The sequence below is a fragment of the Haematospirillum sp. H4485 genome (assembly GCF_012102745.1).
Classification (GTDB): Bacteria; Pseudomonadota; Alphaproteobacteria; order Rhodospirillales; family Rhodospirillaceae; genus Haematospirillum.
The window spans coordinates 15,381-31,865 of sequence record NZ_JAAVSY010000008.1 but is presented as its reverse complement, the minus strand read 5'-3'; the positions used below and the strand labels follow the sequence as shown (position 1 = coordinate 31,865).

Sequence of the window (16,485 nt, the reverse complement as noted above, 5' to 3'; positions counted from 1 at the left end):
AGGGATCAGGCCTCTTCCGCAGTGATAGGAGCGGGCAGGTTCCGAATCCGCAAGCGACGAATACGGCGCGGGTCTGCATCGAGAACCTCGAATTCCAGACCGCTCTCGTGTGCGATCAGTTCCCCGCGCAGCGGAATGCGCCCGGCCAGGCGGAAGACAAGCCCACCCAAGGTATCGGTATCTTCCCTGTCGTCTGCGGAAAACAGAGTGCCGAAACGATCCTCGAACATTTCAAGCGTGACGCGTGCATCGGCGGTCAGGCTCCCATCCCCGGCAAGCATCATTTCCGGTTCACTGCCGTTGTCATGTTCATCCTCGATCTCGCCGACAATCTGCTCCACCAGATCCTCGATTGTCACCAGGCCGTCGATGCCGCCGTATTCATCAACGACCATCGCCATGTGGGTCCGCTTCAGGCGCATGTCCACCAGCAGGTCAAGAACCCGTGTTGCCGGTGATATGCACATAACCTTGCGGACAAGGTGACGTAACTCCGGTTCCTGCCCACGCGCAACGACAGGCAGAATGTCCTTGATATGGATCATGCCTACCACATCATCGAGTGTTTCCCTGTATACCGGGATGCGGGAATGTCCCCATCGCCCGGCAAGGTCTGCGACTTCCCGCAGGGGGGTATCCACTTCGATGGCGGTAATATCAGCCCTTGGCACCATGATGTCATAGGCTGTGACATCGCGCAGGTGCAGGATATTTCCAAGGAGGAGGCGTTCATGACCGTTGATGGAATCGGCATCATCATCTTCGATCAGCTCCTCGAGAGCTTCTCTTACGGCCTCGTCCTTGCGTTTGGCACCGGGAAGGAGCCGCCTTAACAGGCGGATCAGGGAGCCGGCTTCATCTGCCCCGTTCTCACGGGGCTTTCTACTGGAAGAATCGTCGTTCATCTTTCGTCTACTGGGCCTGTTGGTCCATCTCTCCACGGATCCTGCAGGCCAAGGCCGGTCAGGATCTCTGTCTCCAGGCTTTCCATTTCTTCTGCTTCGTCATCCTGTATATGGTCATACCCCAGAAGATGCAGCATGCCGTGGACAAGAAGATGGCAGAAATGGTCTTCCGTGGTTTTGCTCTGCTCCTCAGCCTCGCGGGCTGTGGTCTCAAACGCAAGAATTATATCACCCAAGGATTCGGGTATGTCGGGCGGAACGGGCATTCCGGTATCGCGTACGGCGAACGACAGCACATTTGTTGCCTTGTCCTGGCCACGGTAATCGCGGTTCAGGGCTTGTACAGTCTTGTCATCTGCAAGGACGACAGAGACCTCGAACAGCCCGGTTTCTCCGCTTCCTTCCAAGGTTGCCCTGATGCTGCGATCCACACATCCGGCCAACCCCGGGACAAGGTCATCCCAGCGCGGGTCCTGCAGGTCAAGGTGTATCATCACATCGGTGCCGCATATGTCCCGAGCCGGGGTCATGGTTTCAGTTTCCGGCTGTATCATGGCTGTTGCTTTCCTGGTCCCGGCGTTCGTAGGCGTGCACAATGCGGCTGACCAGCTCGTGGCGCAGGACATCGTTCCTGTCAAAACGCAGGAATCCGATTCCCGGAACGCCGTTCAGGATGTCACAGGCTTCCTTCAGGCCCGATTGCGTCCCGCGGGGCAGGTCAATCTGGCTCAGGTCACCTGTAATGACCATACGTGAGTTTTCGCCCAGGCGGGTCAGGAACATTTTCATCTGGGTTGGTGTGGTGTTCTGCGCTTCGTCCAGAATGACGAAGGCATCGGACAATGTGCGCCCCCGCATGAAGGCCAGTGGCGCAACCTCGATTTCCCGGCTTTCCATCGCTTTTGCGATCTGTTCCCCGGGCAACATGTCGTGCAGGGCATCGTACAGGGGGCGCAGATAGGGATCGACCTTTTCCCGCATGTCACCGGGCAGGAACCCCAGCCGTTCACCGGCTTCCACTGCCGGGCGGGACAGGACGATACGGTTCACCCGTCCCTGTATTTTCATGGCAACCGCCATGGCAACGGCCATGTATGTCTTGCCTGTACCGGCAGGCCCCAGCCCAAAGACCATCTCGTGACGGTGCATGAGGCGGACGTATTCCGCCTGATTGGGGCTGCGTGGAACGATCGGGCGCTTGCGGGTGCGGATGGTCAGGTCTTCCACGCCCTCGGCACCAATGACGGCGGCTGGATCAACCGGCAGCATGCGTACGGCAGCATCCACTTCGGCAAAGCCGATCGAGTGGCCACGACGGGCCTCTTCGTACAGTGATTCCAGGACAGCACGGGCTGATACAACGGCCTTGTCCGGTCCCTCCAGCGTCAAGGTATTGCCCACGGGAGACACAGACACGCCCAAGTTTCCCTCCAGACGCTCAAGATTGACGTTATGCGCTCCGTACACCAGTGGCAGCAGGGTGTTCTCGGCAAAAGTCAGGCTGATGCGAATCGGGAACCTCCTTTGTTTTCCGGACCCTGTACGGGGGTGCCCTGTCTTGGGAAACGAGCCGTGCATTACCAATTCTATACCGGACAGGTGCGATCTGTCGCCAAGGGATCGTGACCGGTTTTCCCCACAGGAATGGCGGCCATGCTTGTTGCGCTGCACGAATTTATTCGCACGTGCACAATATCGCCAATGGCTCCGGCTTCGGCTGGAACATGAACGGGTTGCATAAACGGGCTGCGTCCGACCAATTGTCCGGGCTGACGTCCCGGACGATCCAGAAGGACAGCCATTGTTTTGCCAATACAGGATTGGTTGAAGGCATTCTGCTGGCGCATCAACTCTTCCTGAAGAATGGCCAGGCGCTCGCTCTTCACAGGTTCCGGTACCTGGGATTCCATGGCAGAGGCCGGTGTGCCGGGGCGGGGGGAGTATTTGAACGAATAGGCCTGGATAAAGCCGATATCGCGCACCAGGACCATGGTATCGGCAAAATCGGAATCGCTTTCATGCGGGAAGCCGACAATAAAGTCCGAGGACAGGACCAGACCAGGTACCGCTGTTCGCAGGCGATCAACCTTGGCCCGGTATTCGGCTCCCGTGTGGCCACGATTCATGGCCCGCAGGATTTTGTCAGACCCGGACTGGACCGGCAGATGCAGGAAGGGCATCAACTGGGGAATATCGGCGTGAGCGGCAATCAGCTCATCATCAAGGTCCCTGGGATGGCTTGTGGTATAGCGGATCCGGTCCAGACCGTTGATATCGGCCAGCGCACGGATCAACCGCCCCAGACCCCATGTGCCGGTGCCCTGTGCGGCATTGCCATGGTAGGCATTGACGTTTTGTCCCAGCAGTGTCAGCTCCCGCGCGCCATCAGAGACCAGCTTGCGCGCTTCGGCCAGGATATCGGATGCCGGGCGTGAATACTCGGCACCACGCGTGTAGGGAACAACACAGAACGTGCAGAACTTGTCACAGCCTTCCTGTACGGACAAAAAGGCCGAGGGGCCCTGTGCCGTAGGCATTGGCAAGTGGTCGAACTTCGGCTCGGCCGGGAATTCAGTGTCGAGGATGCCAAGGCCCCGCAGCCGTCGCTCGTTTGTGGTGTATCTGCGATCGTCCCGTGCGGCGGCCCGTTCAGCCCGGGCGACCATTTCCGGCAGACGGTGATAGGTCTGCGGTCCCAGCACAATATCCACCCACGGCGAACGGTCCATGATCACCTGGCCTTCGGCCTGGGCGACACAGCCGGCAACAGCAATGATCAGGTCGCGCCCCTGTTCCCGGTTTCCCTCCTGCTGTTCACGCAGCCGCCCGAGTTCGGAGAAAACCTTCTCCGATGCCTTTTCGCGGATGTGGCAGGTGTTCAGAACCACCATATCCGCCTGGGCCTGGTCTTCCGTCGGTTCATACCCAAGGGGCGCCAGAACATCGGTCATACGGGCTGAGTCGTAGACGTTCATCTGGCACCCGTAGGTGCGTATAAACAGCTTTTTCTTGCGTAGCGCCGTCATGGTTCCTGCCGGTATTCCCGGTGTTCCTGCCTATCGTTGTTCGCCCATGCGCAGGGCCTCGATAAAGGCGTTCTGCGGAATTTCCACCTTGCCGAACTGGCGCATCCGCTTCTTGCCTTCTTTCTGCTTTTCCAGCAGCTTCTTCTTGCGGCTGATATCGCCGCCATAGCACTTGGCCGTCACATCCTTGCGCATGGCACTGATGGTTTCGCGGGCAATCACCCGCCCGCCGATGGCTGCCTGGATCGGGATCTTGAACAAGTGCTTGGGAATCAGGTCTTTCAGGCGTTCACAGATTTGCCGCCCACGGTATTCAGCCTGACTGCGGTGCGCCATGAAGGCCAGGGCATCTACCGGTTCGTTGTTGACCAAAATGCCGATCTTGACCAGGTCGCCCTCGATATACTCATCCACTTCGTAGTCGAAGCTGGCGTATCCCTTGGAAAGGGATTTCAGCCGGTCATAGAAGTCAAAGACAATTTCGTTCAGGGGCAGGCGATAAACGGCCATGGCCCGGTTCCCGACGTAGGTCAGGTCCAGCTGCACGCCCCGGCGTTCGCTGCACAGGCTGAGGACGGATCCCAGATAGTCATCCGGAACCATGATTGTTGCCTTGACCCAGGGTTCCTCCACGCGGTCAATCTTGACCGGATCCGGAAAGTCGGCCGGATTGTGAAGTTCTTTGAGCGATCCGTCTGTCAGGTGCATCCGGTACACGACGGATGGTGCCGTGGTGATCAGGTCCAGATCAAACTCACGATCCAGACGTTCCTGAATAATTTCCATGTGCAGAAGGCCAAGGAAACCACACCGGAATCCGAATCCAAGCGCTGCCGAATTTTCCGGCTGATAGTCAAAGCTGGAATCATTCAGCCTCAACTTTGAAAGACTGTCGCGCAGATGTTCGTACTGGGAGCTGTCTACCGGGAATAGGCCGCACCATACCACGGGAATGGATGGCTTGAACCCGGGTAAGGGAGAGGAAGCCGGTTTGGCATCATCGGTGATGGTGTCACCGACCTGTGTGTCGGCCACTGTCTTGATTCCGGCCATGATAAACCCAACCTGTCCGGCGCTGAGTTCCGGCAGTTCGGTCATCTTGGGGGTGAAGACACCGCAGCGGTCCACCTGATAGGCGGCACCGGTTTGCATCATGCGGATTTTCATGCCTTTTTTCAGGCGTCCTTCCTTGATGCGTACAAGAATGACAACCCCGAGATACGGATCGTACCAGCTGTCGACCAGAAGAGCCTGCAACAAGGCATCCACGTTCCCTTGCGGGGAGGGCAGGCGGGTTACAACGGCCTCCAGAACGGCCGGAATATTCAGGCCTGTCTTGGCTGAAATTTCCACGGCATCGTCGGCAGGGATCCCGATCACATCCTCGATCTGGGTACGGACCCGTTCCGGCTCTGCCGCCGGCAGGTCAATCTTGTTCAGGACCGGCACAATTTCGTGATTGGCATCAATGGCCTGGTAGACATTGGCCAGTGTCTGGGCCTCTACCCCCTGCGAGGCATCGACAACCAGCAGCGATCCTTCGCAGGCGGCCAGTGACCGGCTGACTTCGTAGGCGAAGTCCACGTGGCCCGGCGTGTCCATCAGGTTCAGCTCATAGGTCTGCCCGTCCTTGGCCTTGTAGGTCAGGCGGACGGTCTGGGCCTTGATGGTGATGCCGCGCTCACGCTCGATATCCATGGAATCAAGAACCTGTTCCTTCATTTCGCGGTCGGTCAGTCCGCCGCAAAGCTGGATCAGGCGATCGGCAAGGGTGGATTTGCCGTGGTCGATGTGCGCAATGATGGAGAAATTGCGAATATGGCTTAGGTCGGTCATGGCCGTCGTCGAAGTGAATCCTTTGGGCGCGACCATAGGGCCAAAGTGGGCTGCGGGCAATCCTTCAGAACATGTGGGCCTGTTTCTGTGCTTCCGTAACCCGTAAAACGGACGTATGGTGGCGGGCTTGGCAGCCTTTTCAAGAGACATGGTCCGGCTATGCTTGTCGAAATCTCATCAGGTTCCGGCCTTGTGCTGGATATCGCCTATGCCACGGGCAAGAATTTTACCGGTGCGCCTGTTTATGCGCGGGCGGCCTGTTTCCTTGTGCCAGAGGCCGCGCAGGCTTTGGACCGTGCGGCTGCCTTGGCCATGGGACAGGGGCTGCGGCTTTGTGTTTTTGATGCGTTCCGTCCGACGGAAGCCCAGAAAATCCTGTGGAATTTTTTCCCGAACCCCGAATTTGTGGCCGACCCGGCCGTTGGTTCCACCCACAGTCGCGGGGTAGCGGTGGACCTGACCCTGCTTGATGCCGCGACCGGGGTGGCACTGGACATGGGGATGGGGACCCCGTTTGATGATTTCACCCCGGACTCCCACCATGGGGTTACAACCCTGTCTGCCACGGTCCAGCGTAACCGGCTGACCTTGCTTGGCCTTATGCGTCTGGCCGGGTTCGAGCACCTGGAGACGGAGTGGTGGCATTATAATCTTCCTTCCCCCGGGCGTTGGCCGCTTCTTGATGACATGGTCTTTCAAACACGGATGATGCCGCACCATGCGTATTCTTGCCCTTGATACCTCTGTTGCCGCATGTTCGGCCTGCCTGTGGGAAGACGGGCGTGTTCTGGCCGGGGACAGTATGCCGATGATGCATGGTCATGCCGAAGCCCTGGTTCCACTGCTGGCCCGTTTGCGGGACGAGGTCGGTCTTGACTGGGACAGTCTGGACCGTATCGGTGTTACGGTCGGGCCGGGGTCTTTTACCGGCCTGCGTGTCGGGCTGGCGACAGCCCGGGCCTTGCGTCTTGCGACGGGTGTTCCGGTAGCCGGGGTCACAGCAACCCGTGCCTGGGCTGCATCCCTTCCGGATGCGGTACGGGCGACGGCCGGTTCCATTCTGGTTGCCATCGATACCCGACGTGGGGATATGTATGCCGAGCTGTTCCGGGCTTCCGACCTGGTGTCTCTTGCCGGGCCGGAGGTTGTGGCGGCTTCCGATCTCGGGGCCTTTATGCAGCGGGCGGGTGTGGGATCGTCGGTTCCGCTGGTGTGCGGTGATGCCTCAGGGCTTGTTGATCCCCTGGTGCATGCCGGAACTCTTCTTGCAGGACCTGCTGTCCCTTGGCCCGATCCGGCTGTTGTGGCTGCTCTGGCGGCAGGGGCGGTGCTGCAGGACGGGGACGCTGTACCCTCCGCGCTGTATGTCCGTCCGCCTGATGCCGCCATACCAGCTAATGGCGGGCAGCTCCGTCCCGGTGCTCCGGCTCCATGATGGATGGGGCCATTTCCCTGCTTCCCTTAACGCCGGTCTATGCGGATGTCCTTGCCGCCGTGCATGCCCGTGCTTTTGCCCGCCCGTGGCTGGCCGTAGATTTTCGGCAGATGCTGGAGACCAGTATTGTTTTTGGTCGTCTGGCTGTAGCGGGAGAGCAGCCGGCGGGTTTTGCCCTGTTCCGTGCTATGGCGGGGGAGGCTGAAGTTCTGACTCTGGCTGTTGATCCGGATTATCGTCGCCGCGGCATTGCCATCACCCTTCTGAAGGCTTGTCAGGTCGAAGCGGGTACACGTGGTGCGCAAAAGGTCTTTTTGGAGGTGGCAGAGAGCAATGCCGCAGCCCGGACCCTTTACCAGGCCCTGCGTTACGAAACGATTGGCTGCCGTTCAGGGTATTATCTCCTTGAGGACGGCAGCCGTGAAAATGCTGTGGTCATGGGGCTCAGGCTTGTGCCAGAAGGGCTCGCAGGCGATAGAGTTCCTCCAGGGCCTGACGCGGGGTCAGATCATCCGGGTTAAGGGTCTCCAGGGCGCTCAGGACCGGTGGCACCGGAACTGGTACGGGGTCCGGTTCTGGCTCGGGGTACCGTTCCTGGCGTCGGGCTGCAGAGAACAGGGGCAGATCATCGGTCAGGCCTGCAGCCAATCCACCCTGATTTGTTTTTTCCAGACTCTCCAGAACCTCTCCGGCCCTCTGGATCACGGCAGCAGGCAGTCCGGCCAAGCGGGCAACATGAATACCATAGGAGCGGTCGGCGGCACCTTGTGCAATCTCGTGCAGGAAGACGATAGACCCTTTCCATTCCCGGACCTTCATCGAATGGCAGGACAGCTGGTCAAGCCGTTTGGTCAAGGTGGTCAGCTCATGATAGTGGGTGGCAAACAGGGCCCGGCACCGGTTGATATCGTGAAGGTTCTCCACGGTGGCCCAGGCGATGGACAGGCCGTCGAAGGTGGCGGTTCCGCGCCCGATTTCATCCAGGATAACCAAGGAGCGCGGCGTGGCCTGGTTCAGGATGGCAGCCGTTTCCACCATTTCGACCATGAAGGTGGAGCGTCCGCGTGCAAGGTCATCGGCTGCCCCCACCCGGCTGAAGAGGCGGTCCACCACGCCGATCCGGGCGTGTGAGGCGGGGACAAAGCTGCCGGTTTGTGCCAGCAGCACAATCAGGGCATTCTGGCGCAGGAAGGTTGACTTACCCGCCATGTTCGGGCCGGTAATCAGCCACAGGCGCTGTCCGTCTGAAAGGCAGCAGTTGTTTGCCACAAAAGAGGACTCTCCGGCCTTCTCCAGCGCGGTTTCCACGACCGGATGGCGCCCGCCCTGAATGTCAAGGCTGGTATCATCCAGCATCACGGGGCGTGTGTAGCGACGTTCAACAGCCAGTTCTCCCAGACCGGACACAACGTCCAGTGTTGCCAGGGCCGCCCCGGCTGCGGCAATGTCGGTGGCGCGGGCCAGGGTTTCCTCGGCCAAGGTCCGGAACAGGTCGCATTCCATGGCCAGGGCCTTCTCGCCGGCACCGCGGATCCGGTCTTCCAGGTCCGAAAGCTCCACCGTGGTAAAGCGGACGGCATTGGACATGGTCTGGCGGTGGATGAATGGCCCCTCGCGGTCCATCATTGTTTCGGCCCGCTTGGCGGGTACCTCGATAAAGTAGCCGAGCACGTTGTTGTGCTTGATCTTCAGGCTGTCAATTCCGGTGGAATGAACATAGGTGTTTTGCAGGGCGGCAATCAGGCGCCGGCTTTCGTCGCGCAGCCCCCTCAGTTCGTCCAGGACAGGGTTCCAGCCCGGGGCAATAAAGCCACCGTCGCGGACCAGAAGCGGCAGATCAGCCCCCAGTGCCCGGTTCAGGGTGTCGGCAAGGGTATCGTGTGTTCCCAGATTGATGCACAGGGTATCCAGAAGGCTGCCTTGTGGGGGTGATACCTGACTGCGCAACAGGACCCGGATGCCCGGAATCTGGGCCAAGGTATCGCGGATGTTGGCCAGATCGCGTGGCCCACCCCGGCCAAGGGACAGGCGGGACAGGGCGCGCTCCACATCCGGACAACGGCGCAGGGCCTCACGCAGGGTGGTGCGCAGGGTATCGTGCCCGGTGCAGGTTTCGACGGCATCCAGACGGTCATTGATGGCACGGATGTCTGTTAGGGGGGCAGACAGCCACGAGACCAGAAGCCGTGCCCCGGGGCCGGTAACCGTTCTGTCAATCGTGGCCAGAAGACTTCCCCGCCTTTCCCCGCCCATGGTCTGGGTCAGTTCCAGATTGCGACGGGTCGCCGCGTCAATCCCCATCACCGCGTTCTCGGCCAGGCGCCGGAGCGGCGAGAGGCGCGGCAGACGGCCTTTCTGGGTCAGTTCGATATAGTCCACAAGGGCCCCGGCCGCAGCAATTTCGCCGCGACTGAAGCTTCCCAGTCCGTCCAGGCCGCGCAGACCGAACAGGGCTTCCAGACGCTTTTGTCCATTGGCGCTGTCAAAGCGTGAGCCGGGAAGGGGTGACAGGATGTTGCGCCACTCTGCAAGGACGGGTGCTGTATCCTCGCGCGTGGTCAGGCGGTCGGGGACCAGAATTTCACCCGGAGACAGGCGGGCCAGTGCCATGCCCAGTGTTCCCGGCCCGACCGGCTGGGTCTGGAAATCACCGGTCGATACATCAACCCACGACAGCCCCAGACAGCCCCCACTTTCGGCGATGGCTGCCAGATAGTTGTGGCTTCGGGCATCAAGCAGGGAGTCCTCGGTCAGGGTGCCGGGGGTGATGATGCGTACAGCCTCGCGCCGGACCAGACTTTTGGCCCCGCGCTTGCGGGCTTCGGCCGGATCTTCTGTCTGTTCACAGACCGCCACCCGGAAGCCCTTGCGGATCAATTTGGCCAGATAGGCCTCGTGGCTATGCACCGGTACTCCGCACATCGGGATCGGTTGTCCCATATGCTGCCCACGTGCGGTCAGGGCAATGTCCAGCGCCTCGGCGGCCTGTTCGGCATCGTGGAAGAACAGTTCGTAGAAATCGCCCATCCTGTAGAACAGAAGGCAGTCTTCGTGTTCGGCCTTGATCGACAGGTACTGTCGCATCATCGGAGTTGTTGTTTCCGGTATGGATGCAGCCGTTGTATCGGCGGGTGTGGTTCCGGAAAGGGAGCAGGCGGGCAAAAGATCGGCGTCGGTCACGGAACAACCCTGGAAACTATGTTTGGCGGGAAAACTGCTGGTGACCATAACGGCATTCCCGATGTCTTGCCAGTGCCGGACTGCACGATGTGCATACAAAGCCCGTGACGGGGAAACTCTGTGTACGCCGTATCGCCGTTGTAAAATACGCTGGGCATCCTGTCGGCTGGCGGGCACTATGGCTGTGTCGTTCTTCGCCCCGTTCTGTCCAGCAAGGATTATTGGTCTTGGTTTCGCGCCCATCGGACACGGTCACCCCTGTACGCGAGCTGGTTGGCATCCTGCCAACGCCCGATGCGCTGGAGACATGCATTCGTGCACTGCTGAAAGTCGGATTTGTGCGCACGGATCTCTCTGTTCTTGCCGGGCACGATGCTGTCGGGGCCATGGGGCGGGGTGAACAGTCCTGGCAGGACCGGCTTCTGCCGCTGTTGGCTGAAACCCGCTACGAAGTTCCTGTTGTTGCAGGTACGTTGATTGCTTTGGCGGGAAGTCCGGGTGTGGCCCTGGTTGGTATTCTGGCGGCGGCGGGTGTTGGTCTGGCAGCTCTCAAGGAAGCATTTGAGGAATATGATGCTCTTCCCGATGCAGACGATTATGCCTGTGCTGTAGCCAATGGCGAGCTTCTGCTATGGGTTTTGCTGACCGATCCGGGGGACGAGGAAAAAGCGCGTCTGGTTTTGATGGAACACGGGGCCCGTGCCCTGGCTGTTCATGAACAGGTGCCTGCCGTGGATTAGGCGGGCAGGAACAAGGGGCAGGACGGGGGTCATGGGGGAAAAAGGTGACAAGTCATTCCGGGCGACGCTGGAGCGGGATGCCCTGGCCATGCATGCATCGGGTCGTCCGGGCAAGATCGAGATCGTACCGACCAAGCCGCTGACCACCCAGCGAGACTTGTCCTTGGCCTACAGTCCCGGTGTTGCCGCGCCTTGCCGCGAGATTGCCCGGGATCCGTCCCTAGCGTACGATTATACGACAAAGGGCAATCTGGTTGCCGTTATTTCCAATGGTACCGCCGTTCTTGGGCTTGGTGATATCGGCGCTCTGGCCGGTAAGCCGGTGATGGAAGGCAAGGCGGTTCTGTTCAAGAAATTTGCCGATGTGGATTCCATCGATCTTGAGGTCGATACGCATGATGTGAACGAATTTATCAACTGCGTTCGTTTCTTGGGTCCCAGTTTTGGCGGCATCAATCTTGAGGATATCAAGGCCCCGGAGTGTTTCATCATCGAGCAGCAACTGCGCGAGATCATGGACATTCCGGTTTTTCATGACGACCAGCATGGCACCGCAATCATTGCGGCGGCCGGGCTGATCAATGCCTGCAAGTTGACCGGTCGCCAGCTGAACGAGGTACGGATTGTTGTCAACGGGGCCGGGGCCGCCGGGATTGCCTGTGTCGAACTGATCAAGGCCATCGGCGTGCGTCACGAGCATGTCACCCTGTGTGATACCAAGGGTGTTGTGTACGTGGGGCGGACCGAAGGCATGAACCAGTGGAAATCCGCTCATGCCATCCAGACGCCGGCCCGCACGCTGGCCGAGGCCATGGAGGGGGCAGACGTCTTTCTGGGGGTATCGGTCAAGGGGGTCGTCACGCCGACCATGCTGGAATCCATGGCGGCACGCCCGATTGTTTTCGCTATGGCCAACCCGGATCCGGAGGTCACACCGGAAGAGGTGTATGCAGTGCGGACCGATGCGATTGTTGCAACCGGGCGATCGGATTACCCGAATCAGATCAACAATGTGCTTGGATTCCCCTATATCTTTCGCGGCGCCCTGGATGTGCGGGCCCGTACCATCAACGAGGAAATGAAGATTGCCTGTGCCAAGGCTTTGGCCGCCATGGCGCGCGAGGATGTCCCCGATGAGGTGGCGGCGGCCTATTCCGGTCGGCGGCTTCAGTTCGGGCCTGAATATCTGATCCCGGTTCCCTTTGATCCCCGACTTGTATCGACCATTCCCCCCGTGGTGGCAAAGGCGGCTATGGATAGCGGGGTTGCCCGTCGTCCGATCGAGGATATGGACGCATACCGGAGCGCCCTTGCTGCACGTCTCAACCCCATGGTCGGGTCCATGCAGGCGATTTTTGCCGAAGTGGCCGCTCGCTCATGCCGGGTTGTCTTTGCCGAAGGTGAGGAAGAAAAAGCAATCCGTGCGGCTCTCGCATTCCGGAATGCCGGTTATGGGTATCCGGTTCTGGTTGGCCGCAAGGAACGGATTGCCGCCACAGTCAGCAGCCTTGGACTGGATGCCGATGCCCTGGAGGGGGTGGAAATCCATAACGCCGCCCTGTCGGAGCGGAACCATTATTACGCGGACCATGTGTACAGTCGGATGCAGCGGCGCGGGCTGTTGTGGCGGGACTGCCTGCGTCTGGTCAATCAGGACCGGAACGTGTTCGGGGCCTGTATGGTCTGCCTGGGGGATGCCGATGCCATGGTGACCGGCCTGACCCGTACCCATGGAAGTGTTCTCAAGGGGCTTTTAAAAGTTGTGGATCCCAAGCCGGGATCCCGTATCTTCGGGATGACAATCATGCTGTCGCGTGGCCGGACAGTGTTTATTGCCGATACCACCATTCACGAAACGCCCTCGGCGGAGGAGCTGGCCGACATTGCCGTCGGTGCAGCGGCCAGGGTGCGGCAGATGGGGCATGAGCCAAGGGTGGCCCTGGTCAGTTATTCCACGTTCGGCAGCCCGATGGGGCCGGATACGGCCCGTGTTCGTGATGCGGTCCGTCTTCTGGATGCACGGGATGTCGACTTTGAGTACGACGGCGACCTTGGGGCCAACGTGGCCCTGGACAGCGAGCTGATGAAAGTATACCCGTTCTGCCGTCTGTCAGGGCCGGCGAATATTCTGGTCATGCCCGGACAGCATTCAGCCAATGTGGCCTACAAGCTGATGGACAAGATGGGTGGAGCGACGGTCATCGGTCCAATGATGATTGGCCTGGATGCGCCGGTACAGATTGTGCACCTGGACGCCAACGTCTCTGATCTGGTGACGATGGCGGTTCTGGCCGTTCACGATTCCCTGCGCCGTTGAGCGGAAAGTGTCACCAAAATTTCTCTTTTCCGGACAATCCGATCCGGATCATTCTGTTGGATCCCGTATTCTGGCAGGCACTGTTGCTATTTCATGCTTACAGTCTGCCCCGGATCAAGGATTGACTATGCCCGAAGCCCACAGGTCCGTTTCGTTGTCCCGTTGTGTTCGTGTTGCCTTGATTGGCAGTGTTCCCCCGGTGGGTGTGCTGATTGGCCTTGTGACGTTGGGCCGCCTGCCGGTCGGTGATGCCTTGTTGTCCTGGCTCTGCATCGTGGTTGGCCTGACGGTTCTGGTGCGGCCTTTTCTGGCTGATCTGGCTGCGGTTGCGGCTTGTTTGCGTGATGATGGCGTGGGGGAGGGCAGTCATCACCTGCCGGATCTCCGGTTCTCTGAAACCGGCCGCGACATTGTTCAAGCTGCGGCGACGCTCAGGAGCGAGATACGCCAACGGCTGAGACAATCCGAGCACATGGCCAATATGCATGGTTCCCTGATTGCCAATATGCCGCAGCCCCTGATTCTGGTTGGTCAGGACCAAATTGTCCTGACCGCCAGTCCGGCTGCGGGTGCGTTGTTTGCCAAGGATGTTGTCAACCGCCCGCTGGCATCAGTCCTGCGTGATCCGCCGGTTCTGGAAGCTGTTGCCGGAACCCTGCAATCCGGTGTTCCCCGATCCTTGAACCTTGTGGTGTCTTCTGGCCCGGTCGAGCGATACTTTGATCTGAAAATTGAACCAGTCCCGGCTCCAGAGGGTGACCGACAGGCTGTCTTGTTGTTTCACGATGTTACCGTTCTGGTTCGTGCCGAGAAAATGCGGGCTGACTTTGTTGCCAATGCCAGCCACGAGTTGCGTACGCCCTTGACAGGAGTCATCGGGTTCCTGGAGACCCTGAATGGCCCGGCCCGTGATGACCCTGATGCGCGGGAGCGGTTTCTTGGTATCATGTACCAGCAGGCCCTGCGCATGAAGCGACTGATTGATGACCTGATGTCCCTGTCACAGGTTGAGCTACATGAGCACGCCCACCCGACAGAAGCCGTAAACTTGGCTCTTGTCGCCTCTGATGCGGTTGCAGTCCTTGAACCTCAGGCCGAGGAGCGTGGTATATCCCTGGTGCTGGATGTTCCGGGCAGTCTGCCCCCAGTTCCCGGGGATGCTGACGAATTGTCGCAGGTCGTGCAGAACCTGCTGACCAATGCCATCCGTTACGGACAGGACAAGAAGCCGGTAACAGTCGAGATAAGGGTCGGAGGCAAACCACCCCCGTCCATGCCTCGCAACGGGCGTGATCATTGCCTGTCGCTGACGGTACGGGATCATGGCGTTGGTATCCCGCGTGAGCATATTCCCCGCCTGACCGAGCGTTTCTACCGCGTTGATCCTGTTCGTTCCCGTCAGCTGGGTGGAACCGGGCTGGGCTTGGCTATCGTGAAGCATATTGTCAACCGCCATCGTGGTACGCTGCATATCGACAGCACTCCGGGGCAGGGCAGCGCCTTCAGTGTATGGCTCCCCTACATGGAGCAACATTGTCACCAGACAGGGAAAACGGGCTGACATCCGTTGCTCCGGCAGTGCTTTTGGTCAATGATGCGCCCCCGCCCCGGAGTGGGCCGTTTTTGTTGTTGAGGAGGTATAGGCTGTGCCCGGTAATCCGCATACGGTCCGGTCGTTTGACCATGACATCAATCGTCTGAACCAGACCATTGCCCATATGGGGGGATTGGCGGAAACACAGCTGGTATCAGCTCTTCAGGCCATGGAGCAGGGCGATACGGATCTGGCGGCGCGTGTGATCGGTGCTGATGGTCAGGTTGACGGTGATGAGGATAGCATTAATGAACAGGTTGTGCGTCTGCTGGCCCTGCGTCAGCCGGTTGCCGATGATCTCCGCCTGATCATGTCGTCGCTCAAGGTTGCCTCGGCCCTGGAGCGGATTGCCGACCATGCGACCTCGACCGCTCATCGTGTTGAGGTGTTGCGTCAGTCACCACATATCCCGGCCATTCGGTCCGTCCTGCGCTTGGGATGGCTGGTGCGCGACCTTCTCAAGGAATCCCTGGATGCCTTCCTTGCCCAGGATACAGACCGTGCCCACAAGGTGCGCGACAGCGACCGGGAGGTTGATGACCTGTACTCATCCCTGTTCCGCGAGCTTCTGACCTATATGATGGAAGACCCGCGCAATATCACACCGTGCACGCACCTGATGTTTATTGCCAAGAACCTGGAGCGTGTTGGTGACCATGCAACCAATCTGGCCGAGATTACCTGTTTTATTGTGACAGGTCAGCAGGTGACCGGGCAGCGCCCCAAGGCGGACCATAGCTCTTCGATGAGTTTGTAAGGGTCTGTTCCAAGACTGTAAAAAGCAACACGGCGGCCTATAAAGGGCCGCCATGTCTCTTTTTGCTTTGTCTGAGTCGGCTACGCCTTACCCTTTTTGCTTGGCCCGTTCGATTGCTTCGGCAATGGCCCGGCCGGCAGCCTCGGCATCACCCCAGCCCTTGACCTTTGCCCATTTTCCTTCTTCCAGATCTTTGTAATGCACGAAAAAGTGCTCGATCTGCCGGATCAGGGTTGAGCGCAGGTCTGTATAGTTCTGCACGTTGTCGTGATAGGGATGCAGTTTCGAATGCGGCACAGCTAGGATTTTCTCATCCCCGCCGGACTCATCTTCCATGTACAGGACCCCGACAGGGCGTGAGCGCAGCACGGACCCGACAGCCACAGGCATGTTGCTCACCACCATGACATCAATCGGGTCATTGTCATCGGAAAGGGTATGCGGTATAAAGCCGTAATTGCACGGATAGTGCATGGCTGTGTGCAGGAAGCGGTCAACGTACATGGCTCCGCTTTCCTTGTCGACCTCGTATTTGACCGGGTCGCTGCGCAGGGGAATCTCAATAATAACATTGACATCATGCGGAGGGTTGTTTCCGACAGGGATCTTCTTGATATCCATCTGATATGGCCTCGGTTGTCCGGTTGCTGCAGCAGGAAAGCCTGCGTGGCGAACCTGGATGAGAACGGGTGAAT

The 16,485-nt window shown here is 59.3% G+C and carries 14 protein-coding genes; 7 read left to right on the top strand and 7 right to left on the bottom strand.

Annotated elements, in window-relative coordinates; translation table 11 throughout:
• Nucleotides 1-5: 5 nt before the first annotated feature.
• Genes HEQ61_RS07295 through lepA form a run of 5 tightly spaced genes read right to left on the bottom strand, consistent with a single transcriptional unit; the run spans nucleotide 6 to nucleotide 5,767 of the window.
• Nucleotides 6-905, bottom strand: a complete 900-nt coding sequence (locus HEQ61_RS07295) for a hemolysin family protein (protein WP_168020585.1) — start codon at nucleotides 903-905, stop codon at nucleotides 6-8.
• On the bottom strand, nucleotides 902-1,459 hold the full coding sequence (ybeY, locus tag HEQ61_RS07290; RefSeq protein WP_322099219.1) for an rRNA maturation RNase YbeY: 558 nt from the start codon (nucleotides 1,457-1,459) through the stop codon (nucleotides 902-904). The genes HEQ61_RS07295 and ybeY overlap by 4 nt, the downstream gene beginning before the upstream one ends.
• Entirely contained in the window at nucleotides 1,440-2,483 is a 1,044-nt protein-coding gene (locus HEQ61_RS07285) for a PhoH family protein (protein ID WP_168020586.1), read from the bottom strand. Before HEQ61_RS07285 ends, ybeY begins: the two co-directional genes overlap by 20 nt.
• An 8-nt stretch (nucleotides 2,484-2,491) precedes the next feature.
• The gene (miaB, locus tag HEQ61_RS07280) at nucleotides 2,492-3,931 is read right to left on the bottom strand and encodes a tRNA (N6-isopentenyl adenosine(37)-C2)-methylthiotransferase MiaB (protein ID WP_168020587.1); all 1,440 of its coding nucleotides are present in this window, start codon (nucleotides 3,929-3,931) and stop codon (nucleotides 2,492-2,494) included.
• 30 nt (nucleotides 3,932-3,961) lie between these two features.
• Nucleotides 3,962-5,767, bottom strand: coding sequence for a translation elongation factor 4 (gene lepA, locus HEQ61_RS07275; protein WP_168020620.1), 1,806 nt, complete (start codon nucleotides 5,765-5,767; stop codon nucleotides 3,962-3,964).
• Nucleotides 5,768-5,926: 159 nt separating this feature from the next.
• Here lepA and ddpX point away from each other — a divergent pair, with 159 nt between their 5' ends.
• From ddpX to rimI, 3 genes are read left to right on the top strand one after another with little or no spacing between them, the layout of a single operon-like run.
• Nucleotides 5,927-6,505, top strand: coding sequence for a D-alanyl-D-alanine dipeptidase (gene ddpX, locus HEQ61_RS07270; RefSeq protein ID WP_168020588.1), 579 nt, complete (start codon nucleotides 5,927-5,929; stop codon nucleotides 6,503-6,505).
• Nucleotides 6,486-7,202 carry a tRNA (adenosine(37)-N6)-threonylcarbamoyltransferase complex dimerization subunit type 1 TsaB gene (tsaB, locus tag HEQ61_RS07265; protein WP_168020589.1) on the top strand — a complete coding sequence of 239 codons (717 nt, stop codon included), beginning with the start codon at nucleotides 6,486-6,488 and terminating at the stop codon, nucleotides 7,200-7,202. The genes ddpX and tsaB overlap by 20 nt, the downstream gene beginning before the upstream one ends.
• On the top strand, nucleotides 7,199-7,723 hold the full coding sequence (gene rimI / locus HEQ61_RS07260) for a ribosomal protein S18-alanine N-acetyltransferase (protein ID WP_209315679.1): 525 nt from the start codon (nucleotides 7,199-7,201) through the stop codon (nucleotides 7,721-7,723). Before tsaB ends, rimI begins: the two co-directional genes overlap by 4 nt.
• On the opposite strand, the gene mutS is transcribed toward rimI, so the two are convergent.
• On the bottom strand, nucleotides 7,647-10,289 hold the full coding sequence (mutS, locus tag HEQ61_RS07255) for a DNA mismatch repair protein MutS (protein WP_168020623.1): 2,643 nt from the start codon (nucleotides 10,287-10,289) through the stop codon (nucleotides 7,647-7,649). The two genes, rimI and mutS, sit on opposite strands and share 77 nt — an antisense overlap.
• A 182-nt stretch (nucleotides 10,290-10,471) precedes the next feature.
• Between mutS and HEQ61_RS07250 the strand changes: the two genes are divergently transcribed.
• The 4 genes from HEQ61_RS07250 to phoU all read left to right on the top strand — a co-directional run bounded on the left by HEQ61_RS07250 (nucleotide 10,472) and on the right by phoU (nucleotide 15,790).
• Nucleotides 10,472-11,122 (top strand): hypothetical protein, encoded by a 651-nt coding sequence (locus tag HEQ61_RS07250; protein ID WP_322099218.1) that lies wholly within the window; start codon nucleotides 10,472-10,474, stop codon nucleotides 11,120-11,122.
• Nucleotides 11,123-11,153: 31 nt separating this feature from the next.
• The gene (locus HEQ61_RS07245; protein ID WP_168020590.1) at nucleotides 11,154-13,439 is read left to right on the top strand and encodes an NADP-dependent malic enzyme; all 2,286 of its coding nucleotides are present in this window, start codon (nucleotides 11,154-11,156) and stop codon (nucleotides 13,437-13,439) included.
• Between the two features lie 7 nt (nucleotides 13,440-13,446).
• Complete coding sequence (locus HEQ61_RS11515) at nucleotides 13,447-15,000, top strand: sensor histidine kinase (protein ID WP_168020591.1); 1,554 nt, start codon at nucleotides 13,447-13,449, stop codon at nucleotides 14,998-15,000.
• Between the two features lie 85 nt (nucleotides 15,001-15,085).
• Nucleotides 15,086-15,790 carry a phosphate signaling complex protein PhoU gene (phoU, locus tag HEQ61_RS07235; RefSeq protein ID WP_168020592.1) on the top strand — a complete coding sequence of 235 codons (705 nt, stop codon included), beginning with the start codon at nucleotides 15,086-15,088 and terminating at the stop codon, nucleotides 15,788-15,790.
• Nucleotides 15,791-15,877: 87 nt separating this feature from the next.
• Here phoU and ppa read toward each other — a convergent pair whose 3' ends face one another.
• The gene (ppa, locus tag HEQ61_RS07230) at nucleotides 15,878-16,411 is read right to left on the bottom strand and encodes an inorganic diphosphatase (RefSeq protein ID WP_168020593.1); all 534 of its coding nucleotides are present in this window, start codon (nucleotides 16,409-16,411) and stop codon (nucleotides 15,878-15,880) included.
• Nucleotides 16,412-16,485 lie beyond the last annotated feature (74 nt).